Here is a 15228-nt window from a genome sequence, read left to right on the forward strand (position 1 = left end):
CTTACCGATGAAAAGCTATTATCTATTCTTATTGACCTTCATTCTTAGCGTGGGGCTGACGGCCCAGGACTACTCAAAGAAAGTGGATCCCCTGCCCATCGGCAGCCAGGCGCCTGATTTCTCGCTCCCTGCCACGGATGGCAACACCTATTCCCTTGCCGATTTCAAAAAGAAATATTTGGCCGTTGTATTCACCTGCAACCATTGCCCCACAGCTCAGGCTTATGAAAAGAAGTTGATCTCCATCGTAGATAAGTACAGCAAAAAAGGGGTTGATTTTGTGGCCATTTCACCTAATGACCCCAACGCCGTAAGCCTTTCCGAGCTGGGTTACAGTGACCTTTCGGATGATCTGGAAGACATGAAACTAAGGGTAAAGGAGATGAGCTACAACTTCACCTATCTATACGACGGTGCCTCGCAGCAGACGTCTCTCAAATATGGCCCGGCAGCCACACCGCATGTGTTTGTGTTTGATCAGGATAGGAAATTGGTCTACTCGGGCAGAATAGACGATACAGAAAACCCATACGTCACACCAAGAACTACAGATTTGATCAATACCCTTGATGAACTGTTGGCAGGTAAACAACCTACCACTCCTACTACCAAGACTTTCGGATGTTCGATCAAATGGGCCTGGAAAAACGATTGGCTGGCCAAAGAACGTGAGGGTTGGTCAAAAGAAGAAGTGACCATCCAGCCCATTTCTGTGCCCGAAGTATCTGATCTCGTAAAAAACACTTCTGATAAGCTCCGTTTGATCAATATCTGGGCCACGTGGTGTGGCCCTTGTGTGCAGGAGTTTCCTGATTTCGTAGACATCAACAGAATGTATCGTGGGAGAGACTTTGAGTTTGTGTCCATTAGTGGTGACAAGCTATCCAAACAGCAAAAAGCACTCGAGTTTTTGACCAAAAAAGAAGCATCCAATACCAATTATATCTATTCCGGGGAAAACATGTACGATCTCATAGAGGCCGTGGACCCCAACTGGCAGGGCGCGTTGCCTTATACCCTGCTCGTAGCTCCCGGAGGCAAAGTGATCTACAAAGTAGATGGCACAATTGACCCTTATGAACTCAAAAAAGCCATTGTCGGATACTTGGGGAGATTCTATGCTGACAACTAAGCCTGAAAACGCCTGGAAAGTGCGTGTCTGATACCCAGACACGTACTTTTTTAACCTTCAATCCAAAACTCTGGCTTCCTCTCTGGGATAATCTTTACATTTGGCAAAAAGTCGCTTCCTTGGGAAAAATATCGGCCATACTTTTACTCTGTGTACTAAGCATCCCCTTTATGGGTACCTACACATGGCTGAGGATTGAAAAATACCAGATAAAGAGGCAGATCAAACGGCAGCTCATCTCTCAAACAGACAGAAATGACCTGGTCTTGTTAAAAATAGCCCTGAAAGACTCCTCACTGCTCTCCTGGGAACACGCTAAAGAGTTTGAATACCAGCACGAAATGTACGATGTGGTGGAAAGATACCGACATGGGGACACCACCTACTACTGGTGCTGGTGGGACCATGAAGAGACTCAACTCAATCGACAACTACAGGCCCTTGTGAACAAGGCATTTGCCAATGACCCCAACCATCAGTCCAATCGAGAACGCGTAGAAAGTTTTACAAGTGGGCTTTTCTTTGTCCCATTTCCCATGTTCCAATTTCTCACCCCGGCCTCTGCCAGACAAAGACCGGCTTCTGAGAAGACACCACTGTATCGCCAGCAAAAGCCTCCCCTTCCTCCTCCTGAGCAAGCATAATCCTATTCATGAGGATTGTGCACAAGCATGATCCCACACTCCCATATGGAGTAAAATAGCTTTTTCAATCAAAAGAAATTAGAATGAAAAGATCAATCATGCTATGGTCTCTGCTGACCATGGCTTGTCTGGGTTATGCCCAGGTGGTTACCGTGCAAGACATGGAAACGGGCCAGCCTTTGGAATTGGTGACTGTGGTGAGCAACCAGCACAATGCCTTGCTCACGACCAACTCCCAGGGTCAGGTCAAAATCAATCCCTTTGCCCAGGCATCCCGGATCGACTTCCGGATGATGGGTTATAAAACCAGTAGCATGAGCTTTGATGAGCTCAAACAGGGCGGCTTTCTGGTGGAAATGACTGCCTCACAGGTTTCACTGGATCAGGTGGTGGTATCTGCCACCCGCTGGAGCCAGACAGGCCAGGAAGTACCGTCCAAAATTATCTCCATCACCCCGAAGGACATTGCTTTGCAAAATCCCCAAACTGCTGCGGACCTGTTGGGTGCATCGGGTGAGGTATTTATTCAAAAAAGTCAGCAGGGCGGCGGCAGTCCCATGATTCGCGGATTTTCTACCAACAGGCTTCTATACACCGTAGACGGCATCAGAATGAACACTGCCATCTTCAGGAGTGGAAATCTCCAAAACGTCATCTCCCTGGATCCATTGGCTACAGAGAGTGCAGAGGTGCTTTTCGGCCCGGGATCCATCATTTATGGCAGTGACGCCATCGGTGGAGTGATGGCGTTTCAAACGCTCACACCCCAATTTTCGCTGAATGAAAAGCCACTGATCACAGGAAAAGCGGTGACAAGATACGCCTCTGCCAACAGCGAAAAGACCGGTCATTTTGATGTCTCCATTGGCTGGAAAAAATGGGCTGCTGTCACCAGTATTTCCAGCTACCACTATGGCGACCTGCGAATGGGCAGCAATGGGCCGAAGGAGTACCTCAGGCCGTTCTATGTACAGCGACAAGACAGTCTGGACGTGGTGGTGACCAATCCTGATCCCAGGATTCAAAACCCCACGAGCTACGCGCAGATCAATATGATGCAGAAGATAAGGTTTAAGCCCAATGCCCGATGGGATTTTCAATATGGGTTGCACTACTCCGCCACCTCGGATTATGCCCGCTACGATCGGCATATTCGATATAAAGATGGCTTACCGCGGAGTGCCGAGTGGAACTATGGTCCGCAAATCTGGATGATGAATAGTTTTACGGCGACCAACAGCCGGGTAAATCCAATCTATGACCAAATGACACTCAGAGCAGCTCAACAGCATTTTGAGGAGAGCCGCATCGACAGGGATTTTAATGGAGACACCAGAGCTTCCCGGTTTGAAAAGGTCAATGCTTTTTCCGTCAACCTGGATTTCACAAAGGCCCCTGATGCTAAGTCAAACCTCTATTACGGATTGGAGCTGGTTACGAACGACGTGGATTCACATGGAACCGATGAGGACATCACCACCGGTGAGTCCGTCGCAGGCCCTGCCAGATACCCGGAGTCCAAATGGTCATCCTACGCCGCATATCTTACTTATCAGTATCACCTCTCCGGTCAGTGGATGCTCCAGGCTGGAGCCAGGTACAACTTATATGCGTTGCATGCTGATTTCAGTAATAACCTCCCGTTCTATCCATTTCCAGAATCTGAGGCCTCACTCACTGATGGAGCGCTTACCGGGAGTCTTGGCGTAGTGTATCATCCTGGCCAAACCTGGTCGGTAAGTGCCAATGCCTCCAGTGGATTCAGGTCACCCAATGTAGATGACCTGGGAAAAATCTTCGACTCAGAACCCGGGGCAGTGGTTGTTCCCAACACGGACCTTTCAGCTGAGTATGCCTACAATGCTGAAGTAGGTATCGCCAAAGTCTTTGATGAAACAGTGAAAGTGGACCTAACTGGTTATTATACCCTGTTGGAAAACGCCATGGTCAGACGTGATTTTACACTCAACGGACAGGACAGCATCCTGTATGATGGGGAGCTGAGCAAGGTGCAGGCCATCCAAAATGCTGCGGTTGCCAATGTACATGGAATCCAGGCCGGGATCGAAGTGAAATTGCCAGCAGGTTTTGGCTTTTCTACGCAATACAATTATCAACGCGGTGAAGAAGAGCTGGATGATGGCACCAAAAGCCCCTCCAGACACGCCGCGCCCTGGTTTGGAGTAACACGACTTACTTATGCCACAGATGGCTTAAGCATGCAATTGTATGCGATATACAATGGTGAGAGAAGCTCTGCAGATCTTCCCGAAGAGGAAAAAGGCAAGGCGTACCTCTATGCCACAGACAAAAACGGAGATCCTTATTCACCAGCCTGGTACACGCTCAATTTCAAGGCCATGTATCAGATCACAGATGCATTTACGGTGAGTGGAGGAATGGAAAACCTGACGGATCAGCGCTACAGGCCTTACAGCTCAGGCCTGGTAGCTCCGGGAAGGAATTTCATTCTGGCATTGAAGGCCAGGTTTTAAAATCAATCCGCGCCTTTGGCTCTGCCAAAGGTGCGGATATTTATCGATCCAGCCATGCCTTAAACTCAGCCACACGCTCTCTGGCCACTATCACCTGCTCTTCCTCAAATCCGGAAATCACAATCTCCAGGCGGGAATTGGTAAATGCAATAATGTCCTTGATGCAGCTCAGGTTGACAATGAATTTTCGACTGATCCGAAAGAACTGGTCTGCTCCCAGAAGCGATTCCACCTTGTCCAACGTATAGTCCACCAGAAACTTCCGGCCTTCTTTGGTAAACAAATAGGTCGCCTTATCATGACTGTAGATCAACTGAATATCTCTGGTCTCTACCGTTTTCAAATGCTCCCCCACTTTTACCACAAAACGCTCCTTCCCTTTCGGTTGTAATGCTTTCAGAAGACCATCAACCTGGTCATTCCCTTTATGGGCATGTTTTTCAAACTTTACAATCGCCTTTTCCAACTCTTCCGGGTCTATGGGTTTGAGCAGATAATCTACGCTGTTTGCCTTGAAAGCCTTCAGTGCATATTCGTCATAGGCCGTCGTGAAAATAATAGGTACATCCAGTTTGATCTGGTCAAAAATGTCGAACGAGTTTCCATCCGCCAGCTGAATGTCCATAAAGACAAGGTCTACACTCAGGGCCGGTAATGAGATCACCGCTGACTCCACTGAGTCGAGGGTAAGCACCCATTGAAAATCAGGTCTGGCGGCCAACACCAACTTCTTCAGCCGTTCTGAAGCCAGTTTTTCGTCTTCTAATATGATGTATTTCATTTGTTTAAGGTTCTTGATACCGGATATTCGCACCAATCCGATTACCCTGCTTTCATCTTCAATAAAGGCAATATCACTTCAAATGTCTTTTGATCATTGGTGATCTGTACCTCCCGGTCTGATAAGTAACCATAACGGGCCTTCAGGTTGCTGAGCCCTATGCCGGTAGAGTCTTTGGTGAGTTTCTCCTGCACATTGTTCCTCACTACCACCCTGTCATCCGAGACCATAATGTCTACATGCAAAGGCTTCGCTGCTGAAACTACGTTATGTTTAATGGCATTTTCCACCAACATCTGCAGGGCTAGCGGAGGCACCATTCCTTCGCCGTTTTTCTCAATGCTTAGATTAAAATTATCTCCAAATCTTATTTTCTGGAGGAAGCCATAGCTTGTCAGGAAATTCAGCTCCACGTCCAAAGGAACCATCTCCTGATCCTTTTGCTCCAGTACATACCTGTACACATCTGACATCTTTCGGATAAACTGGACAGCTTTATCCTGATCCTCGTACACGAGCTCACTGAGCACGTTGAGTGAGTTGAAAAGAAAATGCGGGTTGACCTGGTTTCTCAACGACTCATACTGCGACTTTAAGCGCTCATTTTTCAATTTTTCCACCTTATACAGCGCTTCTTTCCAGTTGATATAAAAGGCACGCCCATGGAAAAACATGCTGATGATCAATGTGATCAGGAGTGTGACATTAAAGTGGACAAACCTGATATTCCCTATTACCTCCAAAAGATCAGAATCACCAGTCCTCCATTTGAAGAGGACTATCACTGCCCCGAATGTCAATATGGTATACACTACCATGCAGATCATCCCCACGGTCACGCGGGTAATGGGTTTCTCTACCCAGGAGATTTTGGTATTGAGATAATCGACGATGTAACCGTTTCCCTTGCTCAGAGAAACCCATATAATCACCGACACAGTGACGTTGATGACCGTAAAACTGGCGGTGAGCAGGTTGAAACCCACACCCACCAACCCGATGATCACAATCTCCTTCAGTTCACGAATCAGTTTCTTTTTGGTTATTTTCATTGGTTGCAGTAAGCCAAACTGGCTTCAGCCATCTTCATTCCCCATGTGGGTAAGATGGTGGGTTCATCTGGTGTACCTCCAAATATATCGTAAGCACTCTGAATATACCCACAAGCCTTTTCGAAACCGCTGCCAAAAAACCGGGCCGTTCCAAACTCCATCTGCCCCATCAACAACTGAGCACGTGGGTTCTCAGCATCCATGGCCATGGCTTCACCAAAAAGTGCATAGATCGTTGGTGCTAACGTTTGTCCTCTGGTAGCAGGGTCAACAGTGAGTCGCATCATCTGCACAAAGCCTTCAAGAGCCACCACTTCTGAATTTTTATCAAGCTTTTTCGCCTGTTGTACCAGGACCAGCGCATCATTAAGCACTTTCTCCTTTGTATCAGTATCGGTCTCTTCTGCCCCATTGAGTGTCAGGCTGAGTGATTGGTAGTAGAGTGGCAACCACTCCCCGGTTTCCTTTCGGGCAATGCGCTCAAAATAATTAGCACAGGCAGTATAGGCCTCCTGAGTATCCGCAGCTTTGAGCAGGTCTTTTCCTTTGAATATTGCAGTTTCAAATTTGGACTGAGCAGTGGCACTTCCGGCCACCAGCACGAGGATCATGAATATTGTCTTCATCTTAGTTTAATTTAATGGTGTGAGTATTGTTGGAATCTGATATTTCTATGCGGGCATCACTGTAGGAAGCCGGACCAAACCGACTTGGAGCATTGTTCGAAAATGCATAGTCTTCGGTAGGGATCCCCATGAAATTGGTATCCAGTTCTCCATTTCCATTTTCATCATGGTAAATGGATATGGCGTACGCTCCGCTGGGAATGCCTTCAAAGGTCACACTGAGCGCTTCCAGGTTAGCAATTTCCTCGTGCACATCCTTAAAGCTCTCTTTCAGATACGCTCCTTCGCTGTTGAAAAGGGACACCCTTAGCAGGCCCTCCTGATGGGCAAAGTTTTTAACATGTAGTGTGAAATTAACCGGACTTTGTCCGAGAGATGGAAGCCCATAACTCAGGGCTAGTAATAGAATGATAGTTTTCATGGTTTTATAAGTTTTCAAGTTGATTATTAAATGCACCGATGGTAATAAAGCAGCCTACGAAAAGAAATCGTTTGGCCGGCAGGCGAATGGCCTCCGAAGCGTACTCACCTGTTTGACCAGGCTGATTCGCATAGTTGTAGCCGAAAATCTGATCACTCCCCAGCAGATTAGTTGCCGAAGCATACAATATCACTCTGGGGCTTGGCAGGTAGGCAATATTGAAGCTGAGATCATGATACCCCTCCGTTCGGCTTTCATTGAATCCATCCAGATTGGGGTTTTCATAAGGTCTGCCGGAGGTAAATGAATACGTGGCTCCCATTTGGCTTTTCAGCTGAGGAAAAAATCGCTTGATCACAAACGAGAAGTTGTGAGCAGACGTAAAACCGGGTTCAGTTTTTTCGGAATAGTCAAGGTATAACCGCTCACTCTTCATCCAGGAGTATGATACCCAATAGTCGATGTTCTCAATACCCCCGCGATCTCGCCAAAACACATCCAGACCATAGGCATATCCTTCACCATCGCTACTGAAAGTATCGGGATCATAAGGGTCGCGAAAGCGCACAAGGTTGTCGTAGTCCTTCAGGTAGGTCTCTACCCTGAATACCTTATTGTCCTTTATCCGCTGATAGTTCAGGATATAATGTGCCGCTTGCTGCTGATCCAACTCATCCGTCATTTTGAGATATTCTGAGCCCGGTGCCTGATAGAAAAGACCGGAGGCGAGGGAAACCTGAGCATGTTCATCCAGCTTATAAGCCATGGAAATCCTGGGAGAAAAGCGAAGTTCTTCCGGATGGCTCAGATGAAACAAGCGCCCTCCAAGCCTTACCACCAGATTTTGAGTCAGGTATTGATCCAGCTCCGCGAAAGCAGCAGTGTTGGTCTGATTATAGTTAAAACCGAACGCCACACTATCCGTGATGGTCTCTTTAAAATGCTGATAATAGAACTCTAAACCCGTATTGAGAATCGTTTGCGGTGCGAACTCATGTACATATTTAGCCTTCAGATGCTGATTAAATGTCGGACGAAGTATTTCGGTTTCATTGTAGTGGAGATGGTCCTCATTCCAGGCAGAGGAAACTCCTATGTATACATTGTCATTCGCTCCGGCAGGCAGTTCCAGGTTGGCACTTATAAAGCCGTTTTTGTTATCAACACCTATGGCATTTATACCGCTGGGATTCAGGATAGTCTCCTGCTCCAGCGACATACTTGAAGCGTTTCCCATCGCCAGGGCTTTCAGTTTCCCGCCATTCCGCAGGTTTTTCTTGTAGGCCACGTTTGTATTCCAGTCCACCACACCCTGTTTCCAGTCCACCCGCTGGTCGATCAGGTGGTTATAGGGATTCAGGTTGATGTAGCCAACTTTAGCGTATAACGACTGTTCTTCCCAGGCCTTAGTGACACCTGCCTCCAGTCCCAATGACATAATCGAGATATCCACCTTACTTACCGGATCCACATCCAGGGTGTTCAGGATCAGTGCCGATGAAAGGGCTTGTCCGTACTCGGCTGAGTAGCCGCCGGTGCTAAAAAAAGTTCCTTTGAAAAGGAATGGAGAAAACCTGCTGCGGGTTGGGATGTTATTAGCCGATGCACCATAGTAGTTGGAGGCTTCTACCCCATCCACATAGATTTTGGTTTCATCAGCCGTACCTCCCCGCACAAAAAGCCTTCCCGACTCACCCACCGTCTGAGTACCTGGGAGTGTGTTGAGCGCACCCGTGATGTCCGCCGTAGCTCCCGCTGTGGTGGCGATATCCAGGCTTTGAAGTACCACCACCTTCTTCTTGTCGCTGGCCTCAAAAGATCCCGCCGAAATCGTCACAGCGTCAATGGTGTTGAAGGCCTCTTTCAACTTCACTGAGAAATGATTATCCTGACCCACTATGAATGAAAGTTCCATCGGTTCGAAGCCTACAAAAGAAATCACCAGCACCTGCGCTCCCGATTCGTAGGTGTCGAAACTGAAACGCCCGTCAACGTCTGAGGTGGCGCCATCGTAGGTGTCTTTGAGATATACGTTCGCACCGATAAGCGGCTCCCCTTTCTGATCAGAGATCGTCCCGGTGATGGCGGCTTGCGCCAACACCATGGTCTGAGAAAAAATAGCCAGGTAGATTGTGATTAAATATTGCCTCATAACTTTCGATTTTTATATCCCGAAAGTGAGGGCTTTGAGCGGGTTCAGAAATTAAAGGTTTCCGAACTGTAGAAAATGCAGGATGAATTGTAAAGCCTTTGATCCGAATTTAAATCTGGCGAGATCGATGAAGTGTCGACTCAGACAGCCATAAAGCAAAACCCGGCCAGAAGATGAATATTCTTTGAAATTTATTATGCATGCATAACATTTTTTTATACCTTTGAGATAGTATGCATGCATAACATATTAACTCTAATAAAAAGAACATCACATAAGACCATGGAAGCAGTAGCACAAAAATCAGCAATCAAAGGTGGCGAGTTCATCATCCGGGAAACATCAGCAGACGAAATCTTCATCCCCGAGCATTTCTCTGAAGAGCAAAAAATGATGGCGGCAGCCACTCAGGACTTTATCGATCTGGAAATCACCCCCAATGTAGATCGAATAGACAGCATGGAACAAGGACTCATGCCCTCCCTGATGGAAAAGGCCGGGGAACTCGGACTGTTGGGTGTGGCAGTGCCTGAGGAATACGGCGGGCTGGGTATGAACTTCAATACCAGTATGCTGATGGCAGACATCATCGCAGCTTCAGGATCCTTTTCTACAGCCTACGGCGCGCACACCGGCATAGGCACCCTACCTATCCTGTACTATGGCACTGAGGAGCAAAAGCAAAAATACCTTCCCAAGTTGGCCTCAGGAGAATGGAAAGCCTGCTACTGCCTTACCGAGCCTGATGCCGGATCGGACGCCAACTCTGGTAAGACCAAAGCCAGGCTTTCTGATGATGGTAAAAACTACATCATCAACGGGCAAAAAATGTGGATCTCTAATGCTGGCTTTGCGGACCTTTTTATCGTATTTGCCAAAATAGATGATGACAAGAACCTTACCGCCTTCATAGTAGAAAAGAGTTTTGGTGGCATCACCATGAATGATGAAGAGCGTAAGCTGGGCATCAAGGGCTCCTCCACGAGACAGGTGTTTTTTAATGATTGCACTGTGCCTGTTGAAAACATGCTTTCTGAACGTGAAAATGGCTTTAAGATAGCCGTGAATGTACTGAACGTAGGCAGGATTAAATTGGGTGCAGGTGTAATCAATGGATGCAAAACCGTAGCCTCACAGGCCACCAATTATGCCAACGAACGAAAGCAGTTTGGTGTGTCCATCTCAAGCTTTGGTGCCATCAAAGCAAAATTGGCCACCATGGCAACCAAGACCTATGCCATAGAGTCGGCAGCTTACCGGGCTGGCCAAAACGTGGATGACCGGATAGAATCGCTGATCAATGAAGGCATGGATCCGAGCAAAGCAAAACTGAAAGCTTTAGAACAATTCTCTATCGAATGTGCCATCATCAAAATACACGGGTCGGAAGTATTGGACTACTGTGTAGACGAAGGCGTGCAAATCTATGGGGGAATGGGCTTCTCTGAAGAGGCACCCATGGCGCGGGCATACAGAGATGCCAGAATCACCCGAATCTACGAAGGTACCAACGAGATTAATCGCATGCTCCTGGTAGGTATGATGTTTAAACGAGCCATGAAGGGTGAACTGGATCTTTTAGGTCCAGCCATGGCGGTGGGGAAAGAACTCACTTCCGTTCCTTCTTTTGAATCTCCAGACATGAGTGCTCCTTTGGCAGAAGAAAAGGATGTACTCAAAAAGCTCAAAAAGGCCGCACTGATGGTGGCTGGAAAGGCAGCTGAGACTTTTGGTCCTACACTGAATGACGAACAGGAAGTGCTCATGCACATCGCAGATATGCTGATAGAAATTTATGCCGTGGAGTCAACTCTACTGAGAACGGAAAAACTCATGGGCATCTATGGAGACGAAGGTAGCCAGCTCTATCAGCAAATGGCCAAACTTTACATGCATGATGCCGTGCAGAAAATAAGAAATCATGGTGAAGAAGCTGTGGCTTGCTTTGCTGAAGGTGACGAACTCAAAGTTTTAATGATGGGGATGAAAAGATTCACAAAAATCAATTCTATCAATACGAGAGACTTAAGAAGGGCGGTCGCTGAAAAAATGATCTCAGAAAACAAGTTTCCTTACAGTCTTTACAAATAAAATTCTGTTCTACTTTTTTAAAACAAAAGCCGGTCCTGCCGGCTTTTTTATTTATCTGACTTTAAAGTTTACTTTGATTACCAGATCGCATAATTTTAACTGAAAATGGCGAGTATCGACATGGAATCCTTCAAGAAACTGACGACAAAAGAAAAAGCACTCTCCCTTAACCTGGATGATCGCATATATGGTACCATAGCCGAAATAGGTGGCGGCCAGGAAGTGGCGGACTACTTTTTCAAAGCCGGGGCTGCTTCTGGTACCATTGCCAAGACCATGTCGGCCTACGATATGACCTTCAGTGATGCCATCTATGGTAAAAGTGAGCGCTACGTATGTGAGGACAAACTCATGCGAATGCTCAACAGGGAGTACTCACTCCTCTCCCAGCGCCTGACCCAGCGAGCTAAAAGATCACATTTCTTTGCCTTTGCCAATACCGTAGAAACGATTAATTACAAAAGAACCAACGAGGGTCATGGTTGGATCGGGCTCCGCTTTCAAAAGCACCCCAATTCTGACCCCAATGACTGTGTGATCCATGTGATCCTGAAGGACAATGACCCCCTATGGCAGCAGCAAGTACTTGGAATGGTGGGCGTCAACCTCATCCACGCCTGCTACAACTATGCTGAACCAGAGGACATTCTTAATTCTCTGATTGACAATATTCACCACAGCCGTGTGGAAGTGGATATGTTTAAAATAGAAGGCCCGGATTTTCATCATGTTGACAACCGCCTGATGAGCCTTAAGTTGGTGAAAAACGGACTTACGCATGCAGCCATGTTTGACCCTAAAGGCAAGGTACTGCAACCATCAGCAGTTCTCTATAAGAAGAACATTTTTGTGCTGCGCGGCAGATTCAGACCTGTCACTCATGTGAATGTGGATATGATGCTCACTGGCATGCGGGCTTTTAGGAATGAAAGCGATGTAGAGATCAAAAACATCATGCCACTGGTGGAGCTCACCCTCAATGACCTCACCATGGAAGGCGAAGTGGACGAAACGGATTTTCTTGATCGTGTGGATCTGCTCTGCTCCCTTGGCCAGAATGTGTTGATTTCCAATTATCAGGAACACTATAAGTTGGCTTCTTACCTTTCTAAGTTCACCAGGCATAAAAAGCTCGGAATCGTGCTGGGCTACTACAACCTGCAGCGGATTTTCGACGAGTCCTATTATGAAAACCTCAAAGGTGGAATCCTGGAGTCTTTTGGAAGGTTATTCGGCAGCAATGTGAAACTCTATGTATATCCGGCCATTGAAGCTAACACCAAGGAAATCGTCACTTCTGAAAACTTCACGCCTGAAGTTCACCTGAAAAACCTATACCAATACCTAAAGGACAACGATCAGATCGAGGACGTGCAGGGAGCCAAAACCGAGAACCTCCACATTATTTCTGATGACGTACTGAGAATGATCGAAAATGGTGAAGTGGGCTGGGAAAAATTTGTTCCTAACAAAGTGTCAGATGCCATCAAAGACCACCATCTCTTCAACTTTCCGTATGAGGTACCTCTGGATGAGGAAGACCTCTAAAATCCCCGGGAAATGATTTTTCAAACCCGTCCATTGCTTTGGGCGCTTTTGTTATATTTGACGTTTAAATTTTCTTAAGCGCATGTCAAACAGAGGATCATTCTCCAATAAGTTGGGTTTCATTTTAGCAGCAGCCGGATCGGCTGTAGGATTGGGTAATATTTGGAGTTTTCCCTTTGAAGTGGGTGCTGGAGGTGGTGCTGCTTTTTTGATGGTCTACCTCTTCTTTTGTTTCATCCTGTGTTTCCCGGTGATGGTAACTGAAATTGCCATTGGAAGAAAAACCCAGCTGAATCCCGCCGGAGCATACGAAGCGCTCGGTTTTAAAAAGTGGCGAATTTTGGGCATTCTCGGCATTATCAGTGGGGTGGTGATTCTCTCCTTTTACAATGTGGTCGCTGGATGGGCTTTTGGCTATTTCATCGAGCTCCTCTCCGGACACTTTGAAATAGGGAGTCAGTTCTCCACCTTCATCAAGGATGTTTTCAAGGTGGGGCTCTATGCCATGGTGTTCATGTTTGTCACCGCCTTCATCGTTTCCAAAGGAGTATCTGGTGGCATCGAACGGGCCTCCAAAATATTAATGCCAACATTGATTACCATGATATTGGGTCTGGTATTCTATTCCCTTACTCTCGACCATGCCTTTGAAGGGATTAAATTCTACCTGGTACCGGACTTCTCCGAGCTGACACTGAGTGTTATGGGCAATGCCATGGGGCAAGCCTTTTTTTCTCTTTCACTGGGAATGGGCGCACTGATCACTTATGGCAGTTATGTAGGTAAAAATGATAACATTGTGACTTCAGCCGCCTTTATCACTTTAGCGGATGTTGGGATTGCGTTCATAGCCGGTCTGATGATGTTTCCTATGGTGGCGTATCTGACCAATGGTACCATGGAGGGAGCTGGCCAGGGTGCCGGGCTTATCTTCACAGTGTTGCCAGGTGCTTTCGAAAGCCTGGGTCCCCTACTTGGTGTGGTCATTGGTTCCCTCTTCTTCTTGTTACTCTCTTTTGCAGCGCTGACGTCCACAGTTTCTCTTCTGGAAGTGCCTGTGGCATATATTGTAGATGAGAAAGGAATCAAGAGAAGACGTGCGGTTTGGATCATGGCTACCATTATTTTTGTTTTGGGCATCCCATCACTCCTCTCCAATGGCTATTCTGGTTTTTTCACCAGCTTCATTACCTACGTAGGCGCCGAGAATGCTACCTCTTTTATGGATTTCGCCCAGAATGTGGCCAATGATACTTTCCTGCCCCTGGGTGGGTGTCTTATCTCCATCTTTGCAGCTTATGCCTGGAAGACGCAAAACCTTAATGCAGAAATCGCTTTGGGCTATCCCAACTACATGGGATCTTTCATTCAAAAATACCTCAACTTTGCAGTGACTATTTTGTGCCCTCTGGTTTTGGGAACGATGTTTTTGCTGACCCTCCTGCAGACTTTTTTCGGTGTGACGCTGTTTTAGTCCTTTCGGAAAACTCCGGGATCTTTGCCATCAAAATAGATCACATAGTCACCGCTGGGAAGGCTGCTAATATCAGCCTTAGAACCCTGACCAGATAAGATCAGATCTCCTCCGGCATCAAAGATCTCGTAGGTAGCAGTCCGGGATAAGTGCAGGGTATTGGTGGCATTATATGGCTTAAAAGTGACTGGCTCAGGGTAAAAATGAAAATCCACTTCCCTGGAAAGCAGGTAATCCCCCTTTGGGGTGATGTACCTGATTCTTAACTTATTGGCTCCTTCCTCAAGCAACGGACTGTAGCTGTACTCAGCTCCGCCAAACTCGCCTTTTGCAGGAATGGTATCTCCTTCTATCCAAATGCCCAATTGATATTTTTCCAAAGTGAATACACTTCCTGACTTCTCGCCACTTGTCTTCCAAACCAACGCTGTATCGGCGAACCCAACTTCCTTAAATGAGAAAGTGCTATGAAATTGAATGGCATCTGGATTCAAGATGGTGGGCTGGCAACCAGGGGAATGTTCGATCTTGATGGATAATGGCGAAAACTCATCTATTCCATTGAAATCGAGTTTGATGGCGCTCATCTTATAGTTTAGACCCAGTCTGGTTCCATTCACATAGATGGACGTCACACAGAATGACATGGATTCACGATCGTAGGGATTCTGAATGAACAAGGTCTTTCCCTGATAAACCCCCGTAATATGCAATTCGGCAGACTCCTGAAGGAAATGGTCTGTAAAAAAAAACAGTTCTAGTAAGAAGGCAATCTTCAGCAAATCGGCGGATTTGGGTTAAGTGATGAAGTT

Annotated in this window: 12 protein-coding genes; 6 read left to right on the forward strand and 6 right to left on the reverse strand. The window is 46.8% G+C overall.

Features of this window, described 5'->3' with window-relative positions:
* Positions 1–7: 7 nt before the first annotated feature.
* The 3 genes from RIH33_RS11710 (at position 8) to RIH33_RS11720 (ending at position 4271) form a co-directional block, all read left to right on the forward strand.
* Positions 8–1132: a redoxin domain-containing protein gene (locus RIH33_RS11710; protein WP_406653007.1), complete on the forward strand. Its 1125-nt coding sequence runs from the start codon at positions 8–10 to the stop codon at positions 1130–1132.
* 170 nt (positions 1133–1302) lie between these two features.
* Positions 1303–1776: a hypothetical protein gene (locus tag RIH33_RS11715; RefSeq protein WP_406653008.1), complete on the forward strand. Its 474-nt coding sequence runs from the start codon at positions 1303–1305 to the stop codon at positions 1774–1776.
* An 83-nt stretch (positions 1777–1859) separates the two neighbouring features.
* Positions 1860–4271 carry a TonB-dependent receptor domain-containing protein gene (locus RIH33_RS11720; RefSeq protein WP_406653009.1) on the forward strand — a complete coding sequence of 804 codons (2412 nt, stop codon included), beginning with the start codon at positions 1860–1862 and terminating at the stop codon, positions 4269–4271.
* Between the two features lie 40 nt (positions 4272–4311).
* Here RIH33_RS11720 and RIH33_RS11725 read toward each other — a convergent pair whose 3' ends face one another.
* Genes RIH33_RS11725 through RIH33_RS11745 form a run of 5 tightly spaced genes read right to left on the reverse strand, consistent with a single transcriptional unit; the run spans position 4312 to position 9303 of the window.
* The gene (locus tag RIH33_RS11725) at positions 4312–5052 is read right to left on the reverse strand and encodes a LytR/AlgR family response regulator transcription factor (protein WP_406653010.1); all 741 of its coding nucleotides are present in this window, start codon (positions 5050–5052) and stop codon (positions 4312–4314) included.
* Positions 5053–5093: 41 nt separating this feature from the next.
* Complete coding sequence (locus RIH33_RS11730; protein WP_406653012.1) at positions 5094–6104, reverse strand: sensor histidine kinase; 1011 nt, start codon at positions 6102–6104, stop codon at positions 5094–5096.
* Entirely contained in the window at positions 6101–6730 is a 630-nt protein-coding gene (locus RIH33_RS11735; RefSeq protein WP_406653013.1) for a hypothetical protein, read from the reverse strand. The genes RIH33_RS11730 and RIH33_RS11735 overlap by 4 nt, the downstream gene beginning before the upstream one ends.
* Before the next feature lies 1 nt (position 6731).
* A complete protein-coding gene (locus RIH33_RS11740; RefSeq protein WP_406653014.1) occupies positions 6732–7151 on the reverse strand; it encodes a DUF2141 domain-containing protein in 420 nt (139 codons plus the stop codon).
* A 4-nt stretch (positions 7152–7155) separates the two neighbouring features.
* Positions 7156–9303: a TonB-dependent receptor gene (locus tag RIH33_RS11745; protein WP_406653016.1), complete on the reverse strand. Its 2148-nt coding sequence runs from the start codon at positions 9301–9303 to the stop codon at positions 7156–7158.
* Positions 9304–9585: 282 nt separating this feature from the next.
* Here RIH33_RS11745 and RIH33_RS11750 point away from each other — a divergent pair, with 282 nt between their 5' ends.
* The 3 genes from RIH33_RS11750 (at position 9586) to RIH33_RS11760 (ending at position 14416) form a co-directional block, all read left to right on the forward strand.
* On the forward strand, positions 9586–11394 hold the full coding sequence (locus RIH33_RS11750) for an acyl-CoA dehydrogenase family protein (RefSeq protein WP_406653018.1): 1809 nt from the start codon (positions 9586–9588) through the stop codon (positions 11392–11394).
* A 105-nt stretch (positions 11395–11499) separates the two neighbouring features.
* On the forward strand, positions 11500–12942 hold the full coding sequence (locus RIH33_RS11755; RefSeq protein ID WP_406653019.1) for a TonB-dependent receptor: 1443 nt from the start codon (positions 11500–11502) through the stop codon (positions 12940–12942).
* Positions 12943–13024: 82 nt separating this feature from the next.
* Positions 13025–14416 (forward strand): sodium-dependent transporter, encoded by a 1392-nt coding sequence (locus RIH33_RS11760; RefSeq protein WP_406653021.1) that lies wholly within the window; start codon positions 13025–13027, stop codon positions 14414–14416.
* Here RIH33_RS11760 and RIH33_RS11765 read toward each other — a convergent pair.
* The gene (locus RIH33_RS11765; RefSeq protein ID WP_406653024.1) at positions 14413–15198 is read right to left on the reverse strand and encodes a hypothetical protein; all 786 of its coding nucleotides are present in this window, start codon (positions 15196–15198) and stop codon (positions 14413–14415) included. The genes RIH33_RS11760 and RIH33_RS11765 overlap by 4 nt on opposite strands.
* Positions 15199–15228 lie beyond the last annotated feature (30 nt).

This window comes from Marinoscillum sp. (genome assembly GCF_040222955.1).
GTDB lineage: Bacteria > Bacteroidota > Bacteroidia > Cytophagales > Cyclobacteriaceae > Marinoscillum.

What these genes read in the sequence shown, in the direction of transcription:
- RIH33_RS11710 (WP_406653007.1), top strand. Translation starts at nt 8, where the DNA reads ATGAAAAGCTATTATCTATTCTTATTGACCTTCATTCTTAGCGTGGGG.
- RIH33_RS11715 (WP_406653008.1), top strand. Translation starts at nt 1,303, where the DNA reads ATGGGTACCTACACATGGCTGAGGATTGAAAAATACCAGATAAAGAGG.
- RIH33_RS11720 (WP_406653009.1), top strand. Translation starts at nt 1,860, where the DNA reads ATGAAAAGATCAATCATGCTATGGTCTCTGCTGACCATGGCTTGTCTG.
- RIH33_RS11725 (WP_406653010.1), bottom strand. Translation starts at nt 5,052, where the DNA reads ATGAAATACATCATATTAGAAGACGAAAAACTGGCTTCAGAACGGCTG.
- RIH33_RS11730 (WP_406653012.1), bottom strand. Translation starts at nt 6,104, where the DNA reads ATGAAAATAACCAAAAAGAAACTGATTCGTGAACTGAAGGAGATTGTG.
- RIH33_RS11735 (WP_406653013.1), bottom strand. Translation starts at nt 6,730, where the DNA reads ATGAAGACAATATTCATGATCCTCGTGCTGGTGGCCGGAAGTGCCACT.
- RIH33_RS11740 (WP_406653014.1), bottom strand. Translation starts at nt 7,151, where the DNA reads ATGAAAACTATCATTCTATTACTAGCCCTGAGTTATGGGCTTCCATCT.
- RIH33_RS11745 (WP_406653016.1), bottom strand. Translation starts at nt 9,303, where the DNA reads ATGAGGCAATATTTAATCACAATCTACCTGGCTATTTTTTCTCAGACC.
- RIH33_RS11750 (WP_406653018.1), top strand. Translation starts at nt 9,586, where the DNA reads ATGGAAGCAGTAGCACAAAAATCAGCAATCAAAGGTGGCGAGTTCATC.
- RIH33_RS11755 (WP_406653019.1), top strand. Translation starts at nt 11,500, where the DNA reads ATGGCGAGTATCGACATGGAATCCTTCAAGAAACTGACGACAAAAGAA.
- RIH33_RS11760 (WP_406653021.1), top strand. Translation starts at nt 13,025, where the DNA reads ATGTCAAACAGAGGATCATTCTCCAATAAGTTGGGTTTCATTTTAGCA.